Source organism: Aliidiomarina taiwanensis (assembly GCF_003987015.1).
Taxonomy (GTDB): Bacteria; Pseudomonadota; Gammaproteobacteria; order Enterobacterales; family Alteromonadaceae; genus Aliidiomarina; species Aliidiomarina taiwanensis.
Genome location: NZ_PIPQ01000001.1, coordinates 837,002 through 856,589 on the forward strand (window position 1 = coordinate 837,002; position 19,588 = coordinate 856,589).

Sequence of the window (19,588 nt, forward strand, 5' to 3'; positions counted from 1 at the left end):
ATGGAAAGGTTTGCACCGACCATGCTTCGTGGGCGAGAATAGCGGCATACAATACAACTTTACTCTGTAAAGGAAGCTTTTATGTCACATCATGCCATTTCATTAAACCATGAAACGCTGGGCTCACCAGAAAACCCTGCCGTACTGCTCATTCATGGCTTATTCGGCGACCTAGACAACTTAAAAAGTATTAGTCGCGCTCTAAGCGACGCGTATTATGTCATTAATATAGATCTACGCAATCACGGCCAGTCGCCCTGGGTCAGCAGTATGTCGTTTCCAGAGATGGCCGCCGACGTTCTTGCCTTGCTCGACACTCTAGAAATACAACAAGCACACATTTTGGGCCATTCGCTGGGCGGCAAGGTCGCCATGGAAGTGGCTATGCACCACCCTGAACGTATACGTTCATTGGTTGTGGCCGACATTGCTCCGGTGCGCTACCCACCGAGCCATAATACTATATTAGCGGCCTTAACCGCTCTGCCGCTCAACCAAGTAAAGAACCGACAAGACGCCGACGCTCGCTTGGCGAGAGACATTAAAATAAAAGGGGTACGCCAGTTCTTGCTTAAGAACCTGACAAAAACCGACGAAGGGTGGGCTTGGCGTATGAACCTGGCCGATATTAACGCCTGCTACCCAGAACTGATAGGCGCCCCTGGCTCGAACAAGGTGTATGAGGGCCCCACTTTGTTTATCCGTGGCGGTCTCTCTGACTACATACAGGCAAAGCACAAAACTGAAATTCTTGCGCGTTTCCCGAACGCACAGTCGAAAACCATGAGTGGTGTAGGTCACTGGCTGCATGCGGAAAAGCCGCTTATTTTTAACGGCTTGGTACAACGTTTTCTAGATGAGAACTAATATCACCTATGTTATTATAAACACTATACAGACTTGTGGATGAGGCCCCCATGTTTAGCGACAACCTAGAGCAAATTGAATCGTTAATGACAAACTTTGCTATCGCCATTTTGTTTCTTCTTATTGGCTTAGCAATTCAAGATGTGCTGAAAAAAGGCAATGTGCCACGTTTTGGCCGTTTTTTTGTTTGGCTTGTTTTGTTTCTAGGTATGGCTGGGTTTATTGCCAAGGGCGTTATCCAGTTTGTGGTTGAAGCCAATATTCATTAACTCTATTTCATTTTAACTTTAGCTTAGCAGTAAGAGCAGGAACATTATTATGGCCACTGTTGGACTTTTTTTTGGAAGTGACACAGGTAACACAGAAGCGGTTGCCAACATGATACAGAAAGAGCTTGGCAAACACCTCATAAAGGTGCAAGACATTGCTAACTCAAGTAAAGAAGACATCGCTGAGTACGACTTACTTTTATTTGGCATTCCTACTTGGTACTACGGCGAATCACAGTGCGACTGGGACGACTTTTTCCCAGAGTTTGAAGAGATCGACTTTACCGACAAGCTGGTCGCTATTTTTGGCTGCGGTGACCAAGAAGACTACGCCGAATACTTCTTAGACGCGATGGGCGTGGTGCGTGATATTGTTGAGGCCCGTGGTGGTATTATTATTGGTCACTGGCCAACAGAAGGTTATGACTTTGAAGCCTCTAAAGGGCTGGCAGACGAAAACCATTTTGTTGGACTCGGTATCGACGAAGACCGTCAACCTGAATTAACCAAAGAGCGCGTGGTCGCTTGGTGTGCGCAACTGCGCGAAGAAATGATGCTTGACGAGTTAAGTTAAGTATTACCCATGTTCTTTTTCCGCTGCATGTGGCTATAATCACAAGCAACCCCTTTTGTGTATAGAGAGTACTCAATGCCCAGTTCTGATGTTCAATTAAAAAAAGCAGGTCTTAAAGTAACCTCTCCGCGCATCAAGGTTCTTGATGTGATGAAAAACCCGGATAACCAGCATGTAAGCGCTGAAGATGTTTTTCGTATTCTTATGGAGCGTGGCGACGAGGTTGGCCTTGCCACTGTTTATCGTGTATTAAACCAGTTTGAAGACGCAGGGATTATTACTCGTCATCACTTTGAAGGTGGCCGTTCGGTTTTCGAGCTCGCCAATAAAGATCATCACGACCATTTAGTGTGCTTAACCTGTGGCCGTGTCATTGAGTTTGAAGACGACATCATAGAACAGCAGCAGCTAAAAATAGCTGAAGCTAACAACCTTGCGTTAACCAACCACAGCTTGTACCTATACGGTGAATGCAAAACACCTGATACGTGCGAGCACAATGTAGAAGCCGATGAAAACAAGAGCATAGGGCTATAACCTATGAAATGGCTTATTTACGGTGCCTATGGCTATACCGGTGAGTTAATTACCCACCACGCCAAGCGTATGGGGTACAGCCCTATTCTTGCCGGTCGTAACCAAGGAAAGCTCGACACTTTTGCCGAGCATGTCAAGCTTGAAGCTCGCGCTTTCGACTTAAGCCACGACGCCCTGGTAGAAAACCTACAAGACATTGATCTCGTGGTGCATTGCGCCGGGCCTTTTAGCAAAACAGCCGAGCCCATGATGCATGCCTGTATTGCCACGGGCACCCACTATTTAGACATTACCGGTGAAATTGAGGTTTTTGAGCTTGCCCACCAATTGCACGCACAAGCTGAAGAAGCCGGTATTGTGCTCTGCCCAGGCGTTGGCTTTGACGTTATTCCAACGGACTGTATTGCCGCACGATTAAAGTCACAAATGCCTGGAGCAACCCACTTAAAATTAGGTTTTGACTCCCGCTCGCGTATGAGCCGTGGCACTGCCAAAACCAGTATTGAAGGCTTAGGCAAAGGCGGTGCTGTACGTAAAGAAGGCCACATTGTAAGTGTGCCGCTTGCCTATAAAACGGAAGAAATTAACTTTGGCGATGGTCGTAAGCTCGCCATGACCATTCCCTGGGGCGATGTCTCCACCGCCTACTACACCACCGGCGTACCCAACATTGAAGTGTATATTCCAGCTTCACCTAAGCTGGTCAAACAACTGAAAAGGCTGAACCGAGTTCGCTGGTTACTGCGCCGCCGCTTCGTGCAAACATGGTTAAGCAAAAAAGCAGAGAAACAACCGGCAGGCCCAGAAGCCAAAGAGCGCGAACAACATGCAACCTGGGTGTGGGGCGAAATTAGTAACGACCAAGGAGAAACCATCTCCTTGCGTGAAAAGGTACTGAACGGCTACTCCTTGACCGCCCGGGGCGCTGTTGAGGTGGCTATTCATGTTTTACGCCACCAAATAAAACCCGGCTTTTACACGCCTTCACGCTTATATGGCGCAAAGCTTATCGACTTGTTTTTAGCCGACAAATAAGCAATAAAAAAGCGACCCGCAGGTCGCTTTTTTTATTTTTTTAAACACGAAGTAGTTAGTCTTTTCCGTCCATTTTCGCCCAACTGTCGCGTAATCCAACCGTACGATTGAAGACCAAGTTGTCACCTTGGCCGTCCACACTGTCGCGGCAGAAGTAACCAACACGTTCAAACTGATAGCCTTGCTCCACGGGCGCGTCCATCAGTGATGGCTCTAAATAGCCCTCAACAACCTTTAACGAGTCAGGGTTTAACACTTCTTCTAAGGTTTCCGCAGAGCCTGGCATGGGCACTTTAAATAAGCGGTCGTACAGGCGTATTTCAGCCGGTACCGCATGAGGAACAGATACCCAGTGAATCACACCACGTACTTTCCGGCCATCGGCAGGCGCTTTACCTAGCGTCTCTGGGTCGTAGCTACAGTAAATCGTGGTTATTTCGCCTGCGTCATTTTTTTCCACACGTTCGGCTTTTATCACGTAGGCATTACGTAAGCGCACTTCTTTACCCAGCACCAAACGCTTAAACTTTTTATTGGCTTCTTCACGGAAGTCTTCACGCTCAATATACAATACGCCGCTAAAAGGCACCTTACGGGTTCCCATGCTTTCGTCGCTTGGGTGGTTGGGTGCGTCAATTTCTTCATGCTGGCCTTCTGGGTAGTTTTCTAAGACCACTTTTACCGGATCTAGCACAGCCATAGCGCGTGGCGCAGTTGCGTTTAAGTCGTCACGAATGCACGACTCCAACACTCCCATTTCCACCACGTTATCCATTTTCGTCACACCAATACGCTTGGCAAACTCACGAATAGACGCAGGGGTGTAACCACGACGGCGAATACCTGCAATGGTCGGCATACGCGGATCATCCCAACCAGACACATGCCCTTCTACGACCAGTTCGTTCAAGCGGCGCTTGCTCATCATGGTGTATTCAAGATTTAACCGTGAAAATTCAATTTGCTGTGGGTGACAGTCAATACTGATGTTTTCTAATACCCAGTCATACAAGCGACGGTTGTCTTGGAACTCAAGTGTACATAGTGAGTGCGTGATGTTTTCAATAGCATCGGAAATGCAGTGCGTAAAGTCGTACATAGGGTATACGCACCATTTGTCGCCTGTTTGGTGGTGCTCTACATGACGAATGCGGTAAATGACAGGATCACGCATACACATAAACGACGACGTCATATCAATTTTAGCGCGCAGTGAACAATGCCCTTCTGGGTATTCTCCCGCTGTCATTTTAGCAAACTCAGCCAAGTTGGTTTCAACCGGTGTGTCCCGGTAAGGGCTATGTTGACCCGGAGCCGTTAAGGTACCACGCATGGCACGAATTTCTTCTTGGCTGCAAAAGTCTACGTAAGCTAAGCCCTTTTCAATTAACTCCACTGCATAACCATGCAATCGGTCAAAGTAGTCGGAGGAATAGCGCACTTCACCCGACCACTCATAACCAAGCCAACGAACGTCATTTTTAATAGACTTCACATACTCAATGCTTTCTTTCAGCGGGTTGGTGTCGTCGAAGCGTAAGTTACAGGTACCCTGATAGTCTTGCGCTATACCAAAGTTCAGCACAATAGATTTGGCATGACCGATGTGCAAATAACCGTTCGGCTCAGGCGGGAAACGTGTGTGCACTTCAGTGTGCTTACCTGAGGCTAAGTCATCATCAATAATTTTGCGAATAAAGTTGCTGGGACGCACGCCAGTCTCGGCCATTCAAGTACTCTCCGTTATTAAAAAATACGAATAAAAATGGCATCTATAATGGCAATTTTCGCTAAATTTTACAAGCCGAAAAAGCGAAGGTAACGCCGCATCTGCTGTTGCGCCGTGGCGAGTCCCATGGGTTGAAAGCGCACTTTACTACCTGGTGGTCGCTGGGCTAGGTTATAGCCTGATAAAGGCAAAATACTGCCTAACTTCGGGTAGCCTCCCAAGGTTTGTCGTTGCTGCAATAAAATTATGGGCTGGCCATCGCCTGGCACTTGTATCGCCCCATAGCAAACGGGCTCCGACAAGAGGTTGCCTGACGGAGGAGCTATCGCGGGCCCATGCAGGCGTGCCCCCATGCTGTCGCTTTCCGTTGTTATTTCATACTCGTTGGTCCAAAAGGTGTGCCAAGCTTCTGCGCTAAATTCGTGCTGCTGATAGCCTGGTATCACATATAAGGTTAATTCAGAATGGAGGTCTGGTACGTACTTGTCGGGCATTTGACGTGGAACGCGCTCTTGCGAACTTGCAGCACAGGGAATAAAGTCGTTGGGCTGTAAATGGCACCCGTCGCCCGTGAGCCCCCCAAGTTTATTACGCGCTACGGTGGCACAACTGCCTAGGACATTTGGCACCTGAAAGCCCCCTGCCACAGCCACGTATGCACGAAAGCCATAGCGTGGATAGCCAAATTTCAACACGTCGCCTGGCTTTACCCAGAAGCTGCGCCAAGGCGCTTTGGGTTGACCATTGACCGTGAGGTTTAAGTCGCCTCCCGTTACAGCCACCATGCTGTGAGTATGGCTTTCTAATTCAGTACCCCCGGCAGTAATTTCAATCACAGCACATTCAGGCCCATTGTCCAGCAGTCGGTTTGCCCAATTTGCAGAAACCGCGTCGGCTGGGCCTCCTGGTGTGACGCCTAAATGCTGAAACCCATATCGACCTTGGTCTTGAAGCGTGGCATGAATACCCGATTTAATCACACGCATGCCTGTGCTCATGTTGTATCTCCCTGACGAATAAATCTCACTTTATCACCTACTTGTACAGGGGTCATGGCGTCTGGGCCATGGGCTAACTGGATATTGCCGTTCACATTAAACCAACGCATTTGTGCCTTTCCAATGAGGTTCCAGCCCCCTGGGCCCGCAGTTGGGTAAACGGCGGTTTGCACCCCTGCTATACCGACACTTCCCGCTGGTACTTGCTTGCGGGGCGTGTCGAGCCGTGGTGTCACTAATTGTTCATCGAGCCCGCTTAAGTAAGCAAACCCTGGCGAAAATCCAAGGGCCGCTACCACATAGTCAGCGGCTAGATGCTTCTCGATAACCTGATCCGGCGTTAATTTATTTAACGCCGCTACCCGCTCTAAGTCTGGGCCATGTTCGCCGCCGTACACCACAGGAACTTCAAGCAATAGAGGCTGAGCTTGTGGCAAGCGAGTTTGCTCGATTTCGCTGACCAAATGCTCAAGCGCAAGTTGGAGATCATATAACCGTACCGTGCGCGCGTCATAATAAACCAGCAAGGTGGAATAAGCTGGCACCACATCCACGACCACGTCGCTTAAGTTGGTTAAAATTTGCTGTCGTAACTGTGTCAGCAATAAAGGCAAATCGTCCGCTGCGTTACTGGTGAACGTCATCAAAAGGGCATCGACCCCTGCAACAGAAAAGTCAAAAGACACAGTCTTATGCATGGCCTTGCTCCAGCTCGTCGAGCATATTTCGTATATCCGCCACAGTGGCTACAGACTCGGGGTTGTCGCCATGCACACATAAGGTAACAACCGGCAGGTCCAGTAAAGTCCCTTGGTGACAACGCACTTGGCGGTGTTCTGCTATCATGCGAGCTTGAGCTAAAATAGCGGCTTTCGTTTGGTGCACACTACCCTTGACATGCCTTGCCATAAGCAGGCCTTCTTTGGTGTAAGCCCGGTCCGCAAAGGCTTCAGGCCATAAGGTTACTTGTTGTAGCGCGGCTTCGTTGTTGTATAGTTCAAAGTTATTTGTGGCTAACACAACCAGTGGTAGGCTTGGGTCCACAGCGGCAACACCTCGCAGCACGGCCTCAAATACCGGCAATTTTTCCATCATGTCGTTGTACAAGGCGCCGTGGGGCTTTACATACCCTAAAACGCCTCCTTCCGCCCTGCACATGCCTTGCAAGGCACTAACTTGGTATATCACCATGGCAGTAATTTCTTCCAAGCTGCAGGCCATCGACCGTCTACCAAAGCCTTCTTTGTCGGGGTAACCTGGGTGTGCGCCTATCATCACATCGTGTTTTACGGCTAAACGGACCGTGCGTTGCATGGTCACTGGGTCTGACGCATGGAAACCCGTGGCTATATTCGCACAATGGATTAAAGGCATAATGACTTCGTCATTTCCCATGCGCCAAGGGCCGAAGCCTTCCCCCAAATCGGCGTTCAGTAGTAATGGGCTGTGCACGCGACACCTCACTTATCCGCTCTACGTTATGCAATTGTTTCGTACCCAACATCATGACAGACAAACCGCCAGAACTAAAACGCCTGATGGTCTGATGAGCAAGCAGCGGCACATGCGACACAAACAAAAACGCCCAGCGAGGCAAAGCCAGCTGGGCGTTTTAACGAGTACTTCAGTGTTTTACTCGCCGCTCTCACGCGGACGCATGTGCGGGAATAAAAGCACGTCGCGAATCGACGGCGAGTCAGTGAACAGCATGACAAGGCGGTCTAAACCAATCCCTTCACCTGCTGTGGGTGGCATACCATGTTCGAGCGCAGTAACATAGTCTTCGTCATAGAACATGGCCTCGGCGTCACCCGCCTCTTTTTGGTTCACCTGTTCTTGGAAGCGCTCTGCTTGGTCTTCCGCGTCGTTTAACTCCGAGAAACCATTGGCTATTTCACGGCCGCCCACAAACAACTCAAAGCGGTCCGTCACAAATGGGTTGTCGTCGTTACGACGGGCTAGGGGCGACACTTCAGCCGGGTAAGCGGTAATGAAGGTTGGCTCCATTAGCTTGTGCTCTGCGGTTTCTTCAAAAATTTCAATTTGAATTTTACCTAAGCCCCAACTGTCCTGTACCTGAATACCTAAACTCTCCGCCAAGGCTGTCGCTTGAGCCATATCATTTAACTGCTCGAGCGTTACCCCTTCGTTGTACTTGAGAATAGCTTCTAGCACAGTTAAACGTGCAAAAGGTTCACCAAAGTGGAAGGTGTTCCCTTGATACGTCACGTCTGTAGTACCAAGTAAGTCGAGCGCCAAACCACGCAGCATTTCTTCTGTTAAGTCCATCAAGTCTTTGTAGTCTGAATAACCCCAGTAGAACTCCAACATAGTGAATTCTGGGTTATGCCGCGTCGACAAACCTTCGTTACGGAAACTGCGGTTAATTTCAAACACCTTTTCAAAGCCACCCACAACCAAACGCTTAAGGTATAGCTCAGGTGCAATACGCAGGTACAGGTCCATGTCCAACGCATTATGGTGCGTAACGAATGGACGCGCACTGGCACCGCCAGGAATCACATGCATCATCGGCGTTTCTACTTCTAAGAAGCGACGTTCGGTTAAAAACTGGCGAATGTAATTAATGGTTTTACTGCGCATTAAAAAGGTTTCGCGCGACTTGGTGTTCACAATCAAGTCTAAATAACGCTGACGGTAACGGGTTTCCTGGTCGGCTAAACCATGGAATTTATCTGGTAATGGGCGTAGCGCTTTAGTCAGTAAACGAATCTCGTCCACTTGCACTGTCAGCTCACCGGTTTTCGTGAAAAACAAGGTACCACTGGCACCCACAATGTCACCCAAGTCCCATTTTTTGAAGTCGTTGTTATAAACGCCTTCAGCCAAGTTGTCCCGTGCTACGTACAGCTGAATTTGACCCGACATATCTTGAATAGTGGCAAAGCTAGCCTTACCCATTATACGGCGCAGCATCATACGCCCTGCTACATGAACACGCACGCCTTCTGCAATCAAGGCTTCCGGGTCTTTGTTCGCGTGTGCTGCATGCAAGTCGGCAGCCAGGCTGTCACGACGGAAGTCATTTGGAAAAGCAATCCCCTTTTCACGCAGGCCCTTCAGTTTCTCCTTGCGCTCAACACGTTGCTGATTCACATCCACCTGCGGTTCTTGCCTGTTATCCGTCATTGCTTTTCCTCTACGTTCAATACAATCAATAAATAGTTATAAACCAGACTTCAGGCTCGCTTCAATGAAGCGATCAAGATCGCCATCAAGCACGGCCTGAGTACTACCTGTTTCTACGCCTGTGCGTAAATCTTTAATCCGTGCATCGTCAAGTACATACGAGCGAATTTGACTACCCCAGCCAATGTCGGACTTGCTGTCTTCTAATGCTTGGCGCTCTTCGCTTTGCTTTAGCATTTCAAGTTCATACAGCTTTGCACGTAGCTGCTTCATGGCTTGATCTTTGTTTTTATGCTGCGACCTGTCATTCTGGCACTGCACCACGGTTCCCGTCGGTTCGTGGGTTATACGCACCGCTGAGTCCGTACGGTTAACGTGCTGACCTCCGGCACCGGAGGCGCGATACGTGTCAATTCGCAAGTCAGCTGGATTAATGTCAATTTCAATATCGTCGTCGACTTCTGGGTAAACAAACACAGACGTAAACGACGTGTGGCGACGATTACCTGAGTCAAATGGAGACTTACGCACTAGTCGGTGCACACCTGTTTCAGTACGAAGCCAACCAAAAGCGTATTCACCTTGCACTCGAATGGTCGCCGACTTTACACCTGCCACATCACCGTCTGACAATTCAATAATCTCTGTTTTCATGTCGTGGGCATCGGCCCACCGTAAATACATGCGCAGCACCATGCTGGTCCAGTCTTGTGCTTCGGTTCCACCCGACCCTGCTTGTAAGTCAATATAGCAGTCGTTGGCGTCGTTCGGGCCGGAGAACATGCGACGAAACTCTAACGTTTCTAACACCTCACGCCAACGCCCTACTTCTGCACGGGCTTCGGTTAAAGTTTCTTCGTCGTCGGCTTCAATAGCTAGCTCGACATAGGCCTCGGCGTCATCTAAACCTGTGGCAATATCACGAAAACCTTGCACTAAGTTTTCTAATTCGGAACGTTCCTTCCCCAAAGCTTGCGCCTGTGCCGGGTTGTTCCATACATCTGGGTCTTCGAGTTCCCGTTCTACTTCTTCTAAACGCTCTTCTTTAACCGTTAAGTCAAAGATACCCCCGAAGCAGTTCAGTGCGCTTTCTGAGGTCTTGAATTTCGTTGCTTAGTGCGTTTGTTTCTAACATGAACTCATCCTTTCTTCGCGTTGTTAGCGGGAATTAAAAACGGCCGTTAGTTTAGCGGATTTCCCTTAAAAACAACAGGCTTTAAGCGGGCCAGATATGCTCAATCATTAATTGCAGCTTACTTTCACCACGAAAGGTGTTTTCTTGCAAACGGAAGGCCAGTTGAACCCATTCGGTATTCGGAAATTGCCAGCCAGCATTTGGAACATGAAAGGCAATTGCATCGACTAATTGGGTGCTACCTTCCACTTCTAGCACAAGCTTAAGATGAACGTCTTTCAACCACCGGTGCTGCACCACACGAAACAGGCCATCGAAGACCGGCTCTTCAAACTTCTGCCCCCAGGGGCCGGCGTTATTCAAGGCATGGACAAGTTGTAAGTTAAAGTCCGCCGGTGCAAGGGCACCGTCAGACCAAATAATCCGCTCGAGCAGGTGCGGTTCAATCCATTCATTGGCAATGCGCTGAACGTGTTCTTGGAAAAGCTCGAACTTGTCTTTGGGCACCGACAAACCTGCGGCCATCGCGTGGCCACCAAAACGCTCAATGCACTCCGGTGCTAAGGTATGTACTCGCTCCAACAAGTCGCGAATATGCAGCCCTGGAATGGACCGAGCAGACCCCTTTAATAGGTTGTCACCCGCATCAGCAAAGGCGATGACAGGTCGATGAAAGCGCTCCTTTAAGCGCCCAGCTAAAATACCGATCACCCCTTGGTGCCAGTCAGGCTCGTATACCGCTAATATATTTGGAAAACTGTCGGCGTCTAATTCGAATTTCGCGAGCAGCGACTCTGCGTCCTGCTGCATGCTTTGTTCAATGGTACGCCTCGAACGGTTCAGCTCGTCGAGCCGCAAGGCATGCTCGCGTGCTTCTGTCGCGTCATTGGCGAGCAGGCAATCAATGCCCTTTTGCATATCATCTAAGCGGCCTGCTGCATTAATACGTGGCCCAACGGTAAAGCCTAAGTCGCGCGCTTGTATCTGTGCAGGCTCCCGTTGAGCAACCTGCAGCAAAGCGGTAATGCCCGGGATACACAAACCTTGGCGAATACGCGCAACACCTTGCTGCACTAATATGCGGTTGTTGTAGTCGAGTGGTACCACGTCAGCTACCGTGCCGACTGCCACCAAGTCAAGCCACTGCGCTAAGTTAACCTGAGCCGCAGGGTGATTTGACTGCTGGTCTCGAAACCAAGCCCGCAGTGCCATTAACACATAAAAAGTGACGCCAACACCTGCTAGGGCCTTACTCGCAAACGAACAAGCCGGCTGATTCGGGTTCACCATGGCATAGGCCTCTGGCAAACGATCAGCCGTTAAGTGGTGATCTGTGATAATAACATCTATGCCTAACCGGTTCGCTTCTTCCACTGCGGTAAAGCTACTCACACCGTTATCTACGGTAATAATTAAGTTTGTCTGCTCTGCATGGGCAAGCTTTACTAGCTCGGGTGACAAGCCATACCCGTCATGAAAGCGGTTGGGCACCATAAAGTGCACTCGGCGTGCCCCCATCGCGGTAAGCGCACGCATGAATAAAGCAACACTGGTGGCTCCGTCTGCGTCAAAGTCACCAACAATACAAATGGACTCATCGGCTAAGATTGCTTGGCCAATGCGGGCCGCAGATTTCTCTGCATCTTTTAGCGTATTAAAGTGCAGCAACCCACGCAGCTGCAAATCAAGCTCGCTCGCTTGGAGAACGCCGCGACGGGCTAATATGTGTCGCAAAGGCAAAGGTAAGTGCTGCGGCAGCCCCTCGATACCAGCATCGGGGCGGCGTTTTAATCGTACGTGTGTGGTCATGATTTACCGTGCGCTAGCGCGAAGTTCTTGCAAAAGACGCTCTGGAGGTACAAATCCGGGAATTAAGTTGCCATTGGGCAAAATAATTGCCGGAGTTCCGGTAATGCCCATTTGACGTGCCAAACTTAAGTGCTGTTGCATGGTTTGGTCGCAACGGCTAAGACGCGGCTTCTGCCCTGCCATAGCACGTGTCATGGCGTCAGCTGGGTTACTCGCACAGAAAATACTGTTGAGTTCAGTGGCCGAGCTATGCTCTAGGCCTGCCCGCGGAAACGCCAAATATTCAATACTAATACCCAAGTTTTGATACCCTGCCATTTGTTCGTGCAGTTGACGACAGTAAGGGCAGGTGTGGTCGGTGAAAATCGTCACTTTGTAACCTTCGTTCATCGCCGGATACTTAATGGTCAAGTCCGCATTTTCCCGCACTAAGGCTTGGCGCACTTGGCTTACCGCTTGTTCGGTTAGGTCAGTGGGCGGCATCTGTTCAATGGAAAAAACTTTTCCCGCTATGAGGCGGCTGCCATCATGGGTAATATAGAAAGCACCTTGGCTGGTAAAAACCTGCATGTACCCTTCTAGCTCTGTGGCTTCACGCACACGCTCTACTTGCAACCCCATCTGCCCTAATCGTTGCTCGATAGCGGGCGTTAACTCGGGCTCTGTGGGCTGTTCCGAACTCAGTGCAACACCACTCAACAGGCTGCTGATAGCAAGCAATGACACACCCAAAATACGACTGTTCAAGCGCACGACTCTGCCTTCCTTTTCTTGATAACTCTTGGTATGTAAGACCGAAACATTACGCTGAATAGTATAAAAACACAAGGCATGCAGCGTGCTGTTTAGCCCCTTGGGTGGTGTTCAGAGTGGAGCTGTTTTAAACGCTCTTTCGCGACTTGCGTATAGATTTGCGTGGTGGCTATATCCGCATGGCCTAAAAGCATTTGCAGTGCCCGTAAGTCGGCACCATGATTCAGTAAGTGAGTGGCAAAAGCATGGCGTAACTTATGTGGTGACAAGTTGCGTGTAACGCCCGCAAGCTCAGCGTATATCTTCACCCGATGCCAAAAGGTTTGACGGGTCATTTTTCGAGCCCTTCCGGACAAAAACACCAAATCAGTCGGTTGTTTTACAAAGTCTGCTCTTTGGTACTTTAAGTACTGCTCAAGCCAATGCAAAGCTTCTTCCCCCAAGGGAACGAGTCGTTCTTTATCACCCTTACCAACAACTCGCACTAAGCCTTGGCGCAGGCTTATTTCGCTCATCCGTAAACTAATGAGTTCTGTTACTCGCAGCCCTGTGGCGTACATAACCTCTAGCATGGCCTTGTCTCGTACACCAATCGCCGTTTGTGTGTCTGGCGCTTCTAATAAAGCTGTCACCTCGGCTTCACTCAGGGTGTCTGGTAATGACGCTGCTTGTTTGGGAGTACGAAGGTAAGTGCAAGGGTTGTCTTCGCGGCCGCCGGTTCGTTGCAGGTACTGGTAATACTTTCTACAAGCACTTAAAAGCCGTGCTTGCGAACGTGCAGTGCGGCCTTCGCGGCTTAATTGAGCTATAAAGTCTTCCAACTGCTGCCCTTGCACCTGGGCCAATTGTTGGTTTTCTGGCATGGTATTCAACGGCGTCATCAGCCAACGTTCAAGCTGTTTTAAGTCTGAACGGTAAGCTGCTAATGTGTGTTCGCTCACACCCTGACCTAGCCACAGCTGGTCGAGAAACTCATCTATTTGCACCTACACCTCTGCCTTCTATTCGTCCCCTTTTAACTAATATAACACGGTCAATCGAGAAAGTAGGCACGACCCGCTTACGCATGTGCATGCAGTTGGTCAAGCATGTCCACTAAATCCGCTTCACGCAGCCCCGACTCGGCACGCTCTTGTTCCCGAGCGACCAACCAATGAGGCAGAGACTGCTGCACAATGCTTGGCAGTACCACCTGCTCAGTGCTTGACACCAAGGGCGCAGGCCGTAAACAGTCCGTTAAAAACCAGTCAAGAAACGTCTGCTCTGTGAGCGTGGGCGTCTGTCGTTCGGCCTCTTCTTTGGAGGCATACAAGGGGCGCTGCACTCCCACCGCAAAAGGCGGGCTCCAAGCAGTCTCTTCATGTGCTGTAGGCGGTGGCTGCCAGTCCGGCGCATGAGGGCTCAAACTAGCCAGCATGAGTCGAAATTTGGCTCCTTGGGGCGCATGCAAAGCAGCACTTAACGGCTCCGCAAAGTCTTGTTCTTTATGTACCCACTGAACCTGATCTACCATATTTCTTCTACCCTTACCGCTGATGCTTCTCCTATTTCGGCTGTCTAGCAAGGAACTTAAGCTGGTCATGGCTATTGAAATACCACCAATTTCTTTTATGCTTGAAGATATTCCTTAAAAGCACCAGCTTATTGAGTATGACCCTATGCGTAGTACGCTCGATTTATCTAAAAAGAAAATTTTAATTATTGATGACCAGAAAACATTTCAGGTCATGCTAAAAAGCATGTTGCTTAATTTAGGTGCATTACAAGTGGTGACGGCTCCTTCTGGTGAAGCGGGTCTCGCTTCCCACCGACAGCACAGGTTCGATATATTGCTGGTGGACTACCACTTGGGACGCGGCAAGAACGGCCGACAAGTACTTGAAGAGTTAAAATACAAAAGATTACTACGCCCCGACGGCGTATTTATTTTGGTCAGTGCTGAAAACACCCGCCCCATGATACTGAGTGCCATTGAACTTCAGCCCGACGACTACTTAATGAAGCCTTTCTCGAGCAGCGTTCTAAAAAGCCGCTTAGAGCGTGCATTTCGCAAGCGCGTGACCCTACGCAAGGTTTACCATCACTTGTATCGACGTGAGTACCAAGCCTGCATTGAAGCTTGTAACGAGCATATAGCGCAGGAAGGGCGCTATAAGAACTTTTGCTTACAGTTAGCCAGTGAATTGTATTTGCGCGTGGGCAAAGTAGACGAGGCCGAACAAGCAGTACAGGTTTTATTAGACGAACAGCGCTTTTCTTGGGCCGTATTGGAACTCGCCCATATCAAGTTCAAAAAAGGAGATTACGAAGACTGTTTGCCCCTCATCGAAGAGGTAATACAAAGTAACAGCAATGCTGTGGAAGCTTTCGATTTACGAGCCAAAGTATATGAGCAATTGAAAAACGCAGAGCAAGCGCTGAATGCCGCGCGGCGGGCGGTCAGCTTAGCCCCTTTCTCTATTCAGCGGCAAACCTATTTAGCCCATTTAGCCCGTCACAATCAGCAATTTGACTTAGCCAAACAAGCCATGGGACAAGTGGTTGAGCTTTCTCGAAAGTCGGTTCATCGTGACCCAAAACACTTATGCACGTACATACGCAGCATTCTGGACGCTGCTGAAAACAGTGAAACTGAGCACCAGGTCAAGCGTTATCAACAAGACGCCACTTTAGCCCTGCAGCGCTCACGTACAGAAGAGTCCTTGGTTTATTCAAAGTTTGACTATAAAACCCTTGAAAGCGCGGTTATGGCGAGAATTAATGCCTATAATGGGCAGCTTCGGGAAGCCCAAGAAAATATGCAAGGCGTTATTTCAGGGTTTTTAGAGCAAGGCTACGAAATTCCGAAAGAAGTAACCCCTGATATTATTATCGCCCTGCTAGATATTGGTGAATTTGAGCGCGCAGAAGCCTTGTCGAACCATATATTAGCAGATCTTGAAGTAGACCCTTATAATAAAGAGCTGTTGAGTAGCCGCTTAAAAGGCTGCAAGGAGCAGCGGAGTTCTTTTAAGGAAGCAAATAAACAAGGCATTCAAGCCTATACAGAGGGCGACTATTTAGCTTCGATTCAGCATTTCGAGCAAGCCTTAAAACTTGCGCCACTCAATAGCGGTGCAGCACTTAACTACATACAAGCGGCTCTTAAAATGTTTGAACAGAAAAAGTCAGAGTCGGCTTTCTTGCATAGTGAATGCGAACGATGCTTTCGCATTATCGAAGGTCTGAGCCTTCCAAAAGCACACCACCGCCGCTATATGCAGTTAAAAGCAGACTATGAAGTGGTAGTCCAAGGTAACGGCCTGGGTTAACCTAAAGCTAGCTCAAGTACACGTTGTGCTGAGCGCTTGCCTGCGTCACAGCGAATAGAAGCATGGAGCTGCTGGTACGTTGCAACCGTGTCGCTCATGTCGGTTTGCAAGTGACGCTGTACTTCTTCGGCAATAGCGGCGGGGGTCACCTCGTCTTGCAGTAGCTCTTTCACCACAGGCTTACCTGCTAGCAGGTTCGGTAAAGAGAAGTGCTCAAGGTGCACAAAGTGCTTCAAAATATGGTAATTCAGCCAAGCAAATTTATAACAGACCACCATAGGCCGCTTCAGCAGCATGGCTTCTAATGACACAGTACCTGAAGCCAGCATACAGCTGTCTGCAGCTGTCATAACGGTCCGGCTTTGCCCATCGAAAAAATGAAAAGGCAATTGCTGGTCCTGCTCGTTAAACAATCCGAGAATTTGCTCTCGTCGGGCTGGGTTTGCGAAAGCCAGTAAAAACTCAAGATCTGGAAAGCGTTTATGCAACAGGTGTGCAGCGTCTAAGAAGTCCCGCGTTAACATGCCCGCTTCCCCACCCCGACTGCCCGGTAATACAGCCACATACTGTTTGTCGGCTGTTAAAGACAGCGCTGCTCGTGCAGCCTCGCTGTCACTCTGCATAGGAATATCATCCGCTAAAGGGTGCCCAACAAAAGTACAAGGAGCGTCATACTGCGCATAGAAGTCTTGTTCGAAAGGCAGAATACTGAGAACGTCGTGGGTGGCTTTTTTAATCGCAAAAATACGCTTAGGGCGCCAAGCCCAAACAGATGGACTGACGTATTGTATGGTTTTGATACCGGCAGCTTTCAGCTTTTTCTCAATCGGTAAGTTGAAGTCGGGGGCGTCAATACCCACAAACGCATGAGGTTGCTCTGTCAGCATGGTGTTGACCACCTGCTTGCGCGCCGAAAGCAGTTGAGGCAATTGCTTTAGTACATCCACTAAGCCCATCACTGAAAGGGTTTCAAGCGGAAATAAAGAGTCTAACCCCTCTGCGGCCATTAACGGACCGCCCACCCCCACAAAACGCACATGAGCATGTGCTTGTTTTAAGCTTCGCATCAGGTTTGCACCTAAAATGTCGCCGGAGCTTTCACCAGCGACAATGCCAATCACAAGTGGGGGTTGGAAAGTCATAAAGCAGATTAACGAATAATGCCGCGGTTCGACACCGCAATGAAGTCAACAAGCAACTGTACATCGGATGAATTCATCGCCGTTAGCTTTTCCACTGCTTCGTTGAGAGTGAGCCCGCTACGATACATCGTTTTGAAAGCACGCTTAATATTCTTAATTTGCTCAGCACTAAATCCACGACGCTTTAGGCCTTCGCTATTAATGGTACGGGGTACCGCATTATGGCCTTGGGCCATAATATATGGTGGTACATCTTGCACCACCACCGAGCTCACAGCTGTAAAGGCGTGGGAGCCAATTTTACAAAACTGATGAACACCCGTGAAACCGCCCAATATGACATGATCACCCACATGCACATGGCCAGCCAAAGTCACTGCATTGGCCATAATATTGTGGTTTCCTATCATGCAGTCGTGGGCTACATGCACATAGGCCATAAATAAGTTGTCGCTGCCTATTTGCGTTAGGCTGTTGTCTTGCACAGTACCCCGGTGCACTGTGCAACACTCACGAAACACGTTGCGATCACCAATCACTAACTCGGTTGGTTCACCCGCATACTTCTTGTCTTGGCATTCTTCGCCAATGGAAGCAAATTGAAAAATGCGGTTTCCTTTTCCTATACGCGTTGGCCCTTGAATAACCACGTGTGAACCTATGACACAGTCGTCACCAATTTCGACATGTGGGCCAACCCAAGTCCAAGGACCGATAGAAACGTTTTTACCAATGCGAGCAGTTTCATCAATAATCGCTGTTTCGTGAATCAAGTTAAACGCCCCTTCTCGCGCACATAAGTTCGGCTGAAGCAGCGAGTTCACCGTCTACTTCAGCGCGTCCTGAAAATTTCCAAATATCACGGCGTTCTTTTAAAAACTCAACGTGAAAGTGGATTTGATCGCCCGGTATGACTTGACGCTTAAAACGTGCCTTGTCGATACCGGCAAATAAGAATATTTCGTCTTCGTCTCGACGCTCGGACATTTTAAAGCCGAGTAGCCCCGTTGCTTGGGCCATAGCTTCAAGAATTAACACCCCTGGAAAAATAGGGTTGCCCGGAAAATGCCCTGTAAATACAGGCTCATTCATGGTTACATTTTTAATAGCGTGTAACGACTTTCCTGGTACATAAGAAATAACTCGGTCCACTAACGCAAACGGGTAGCGGTGAGGCAGAATATGCTGGATTTCATTTATATCAAAACCAGGTTGTACGGAATCAGTCACAATCTTCTCCAATTAAAGCCTATTCAGGCAGCACTTTCTTTTCTAGTGCCCGAACACGGTTAAACAACGTCGGCAATTGTCGATAACGCACCCCTGCTTTTGCCCATGTAGACTGGTCCATAGCAGGCAAGCCAGAGGCATATAAGCCAGGCTCGGTAATGCTTTTGGTCACCATACTCATACCATGGAACTGAGCTCCATCGCACACTGTGATGTGACCTGCAAAACCGGTTTGGCCGCCCACCATACAGTTCTTGCCAATGGTCGTGCTGCCAGCAATACCTACTTGACCTGCTAGCGCAGTGTTTTCACCCACATGAACATTATGGGCGATCATGCAAAGGTTATCGATAATACAGCCCGACTCGATTACTGTGTCGTCTAGGGCACCCCTATCAATGGTTGTGTTTGCACCAATTTCCACACGGTCACCTACGCGCACACTCCCAAGTTGGGGGATCTTAACCCATTTTCCGTTTTCACTGGCCCAACCAAAGCCGTCACTGCCAATAACAGTGCCACTGTGAATTAAACAGTTCGCACCAATTTCAACACCGTAATACACAGTGACTTGTGCCCACAGCCGTGTGTGTTCGCCAATACAGGCTCCCTCGCCTATAAAGCATTGTGCGCCAATAATGCTATTGGCGCCAATTTTAGCGCCTGCACTGACCACTGCTTGAGGACCTACGGACACATTCTCGCCAAGCTCTGCTGTTGGGTCTACCACCGCTGAAGGGTGAACACCAACTGCTTGCCCAGGAGCGTTGTCAAAGGCTTGAGCAGTTTTTGCATAGCTTAAATAAGGGTTCGAACTGACCAAAAAGTGCGCCTTCGAGCCACTTTTAGCAGCAACGTCCGGGTGCACAATGACGGCACCCGCTGCTGTTGTTTCGAGCTGAGAAGCGTACTTAGGGTTCGCTAAAAAAGCCACCTGTTCGCTTCTTGCTTTCTCAAGTGTGGCAAGGCCTGTCACACGAAAAGAAGCGTCTCCTTGAACCTCTGCCCCAATTTTTTGGGCAAGCTCAGCAAGTGTGTATCCAGTCATA

General features: G+C 49.1%; 20 protein-coding genes. 6 read left to right on the forward strand and 14 right to left on the reverse strand.

The window, feature by feature from the left end; genetic code table 11:
* The first annotated feature begins 81 nt into the window (after nucleotides 1-81).
* From CWE15_RS03910 to CWE15_RS03930, 5 genes are all read left to right on the forward strand, one after another.
* Nucleotides 82-867, forward strand: a complete 786-nt coding sequence (locus tag CWE15_RS03910; protein ID WP_126756733.1) for an alpha/beta fold hydrolase — start codon at nucleotides 82-84, stop codon at nucleotides 865-867.
* A 50-nt stretch (nucleotides 868-917) separates the two neighbouring features.
* On the forward strand, nucleotides 918-1,136 hold the full coding sequence (locus CWE15_RS03915) for a DUF2788 domain-containing protein (protein ID WP_126756734.1): 219 nt from the start codon (nucleotides 918-920) through the stop codon (nucleotides 1,134-1,136).
* 49 nt (nucleotides 1,137-1,185) lie between these two features.
* Nucleotides 1,186-1,710, forward strand: a complete 525-nt coding sequence (gene fldA, locus CWE15_RS03920) for a flavodoxin FldA (RefSeq protein WP_126756735.1) — start codon at nucleotides 1,186-1,188, stop codon at nucleotides 1,708-1,710.
* Nucleotides 1,711-1,785: 75 nt separating this feature from the next.
* Nucleotides 1,786-2,247 carry a ferric iron uptake transcriptional regulator gene (gene fur, locus CWE15_RS03925; protein WP_126756736.1) on the forward strand — a complete coding sequence of 154 codons (462 nt, stop codon included), beginning with the start codon at nucleotides 1,786-1,788 and terminating at the stop codon, nucleotides 2,245-2,247.
* Nucleotides 2,248-2,250: 3 nt separating this feature from the next.
* A complete protein-coding gene (locus CWE15_RS03930; protein WP_126756737.1) occupies nucleotides 2,251-3,282 on the forward strand; it encodes a saccharopine dehydrogenase family protein in 1,032 nt (343 codons plus the stop codon).
* Between the two features lie 55 nt (nucleotides 3,283-3,337).
* Here CWE15_RS03930 and glnS read toward each other — a convergent pair whose 3' ends face one another.
* From glnS to CWE15_RS03980, 10 genes are all read right to left on the reverse strand, one after another.
* Entirely contained in the window at nucleotides 3,338-5,011 is a 1,674-nt protein-coding gene (glnS, locus tag CWE15_RS03935) for a glutamine--tRNA ligase (RefSeq protein WP_126756738.1), read from the reverse strand.
* A 68-nt stretch (nucleotides 5,012-5,079) separates the two neighbouring features.
* Nucleotides 5,080-6,009: a 5-oxoprolinase subunit C family protein gene (locus CWE15_RS03940; RefSeq protein ID WP_126756739.1), complete on the reverse strand. Its 930-nt coding sequence runs from the start codon at nucleotides 6,007-6,009 to the stop codon at nucleotides 5,080-5,082.
* Nucleotides 6,006-6,707 (reverse strand): 5-oxoprolinase subunit PxpB, encoded by a 702-nt coding sequence (pxpB, locus tag CWE15_RS03945; RefSeq protein ID WP_126756740.1) that lies wholly within the window; start codon nucleotides 6,705-6,707, stop codon nucleotides 6,006-6,008. The genes CWE15_RS03940 and pxpB overlap by 4 nt, the downstream gene beginning before the upstream one ends.
* Nucleotides 6,700-7,461: a 5-oxoprolinase subunit PxpA gene (locus CWE15_RS03950; protein ID WP_126756741.1), complete on the reverse strand. Its 762-nt coding sequence runs from the start codon at nucleotides 7,459-7,461 to the stop codon at nucleotides 6,700-6,702. The genes pxpB and CWE15_RS03950 overlap by 8 nt, the downstream gene beginning before the upstream one ends.
* Before the next feature lie 180 nt (nucleotides 7,462-7,641).
* Entirely contained in the window at nucleotides 7,642-9,159 is a 1,518-nt protein-coding gene (gene lysS, locus CWE15_RS03955) for a lysine--tRNA ligase (RefSeq protein ID WP_126756742.1), read from the reverse strand.
* 36 nt (nucleotides 9,160-9,195) lie between these two features.
* Nucleotides 9,196-10,294 (reverse strand): peptide chain release factor 2 gene (gene prfB, locus CWE15_RS03960; RefSeq protein WP_126756743.1). Its coding sequence is split into 2 segments (ribosomal slippage): nucleotides 9,196-10,218 and nucleotides 10,220-10,294, totalling 1,098 coding nucleotides; the frame shifts between segments, so codons are not numbered across the junction.
* Between the two features lie 81 nt (nucleotides 10,295-10,375).
* A complete protein-coding gene (recJ, locus tag CWE15_RS03965; RefSeq protein ID WP_126756744.1) occupies nucleotides 10,376-12,103 on the reverse strand; it encodes a single-stranded-DNA-specific exonuclease RecJ in 1,728 nt (575 codons plus the stop codon).
* Between the two features lie 3 nt (nucleotides 12,104-12,106).
* Complete coding sequence (locus CWE15_RS03970) at nucleotides 12,107-12,856, reverse strand: thioredoxin fold domain-containing protein (protein ID WP_126756745.1); 750 nt, start codon at nucleotides 12,854-12,856, stop codon at nucleotides 12,107-12,109.
* 92 nt (nucleotides 12,857-12,948) lie between these two features.
* Entirely contained in the window at nucleotides 12,949-13,842 is an 894-nt protein-coding gene (gene xerD, locus CWE15_RS03975; RefSeq protein ID WP_126756746.1) for a site-specific tyrosine recombinase XerD, read from the reverse strand.
* A gap of 74 nt (nucleotides 13,843-13,916) precedes the next feature.
* Entirely contained in the window at nucleotides 13,917-14,369 is a 453-nt protein-coding gene (locus tag CWE15_RS03980; RefSeq protein ID WP_157980711.1) for a VC2046/SO_2500 family protein, read from the reverse strand.
* Between the two features lie 145 nt (nucleotides 14,370-14,514).
* On the opposite strand from CWE15_RS03980, the gene CWE15_RS03985 reads away from it, so the two are divergent.
* On the forward strand, nucleotides 14,515-16,167 hold the full coding sequence (locus tag CWE15_RS03985) for a tetratricopeptide repeat-containing response regulator (protein ID WP_126756748.1): 1,653 nt from the start codon (nucleotides 14,515-14,517) through the stop codon (nucleotides 16,165-16,167).
* On the opposite strand, the gene lpxB is transcribed toward CWE15_RS03985, so the two are convergent.
* The 4 genes from lpxB to lpxD are packed head-to-tail and all read right to left on the reverse strand — an operon-like array spanning nucleotide 16,164 to nucleotide 19,587.
* A complete protein-coding gene (gene lpxB, locus CWE15_RS03990) occupies nucleotides 16,164-17,309 on the reverse strand; it encodes a lipid-A-disaccharide synthase (protein WP_126756749.1) in 1,146 nt (381 codons plus the stop codon). The two genes, CWE15_RS03985 and lpxB, sit on opposite strands and share 4 nt — an antisense overlap.
* Before the next feature lie 8 nt (nucleotides 17,310-17,317).
* Nucleotides 17,318-18,082 carry an acyl-ACP--UDP-N-acetylglucosamine O-acyltransferase gene (lpxA, locus tag CWE15_RS03995; protein WP_126756750.1) on the reverse strand — a complete coding sequence of 255 codons (765 nt, stop codon included), beginning with the start codon at nucleotides 18,080-18,082 and terminating at the stop codon, nucleotides 17,318-17,320.
* Between the two features lies 1 nt (nucleotide 18,083).
* Nucleotides 18,084-18,539, reverse strand: a complete 456-nt coding sequence (gene fabZ / locus CWE15_RS04000; RefSeq protein ID WP_126756751.1) for a 3-hydroxyacyl-ACP dehydratase FabZ — start codon at nucleotides 18,537-18,539, stop codon at nucleotides 18,084-18,086.
* 19 nt (nucleotides 18,540-18,558) lie between these two features.
* Entirely contained in the window at nucleotides 18,559-19,587 is a 1,029-nt protein-coding gene (lpxD, locus tag CWE15_RS04005; RefSeq protein ID WP_126756752.1) for a UDP-3-O-(3-hydroxymyristoyl)glucosamine N-acyltransferase, read from the reverse strand.
* Between the last annotated feature and the right edge of the window lies 1 nt (nucleotide 19,588).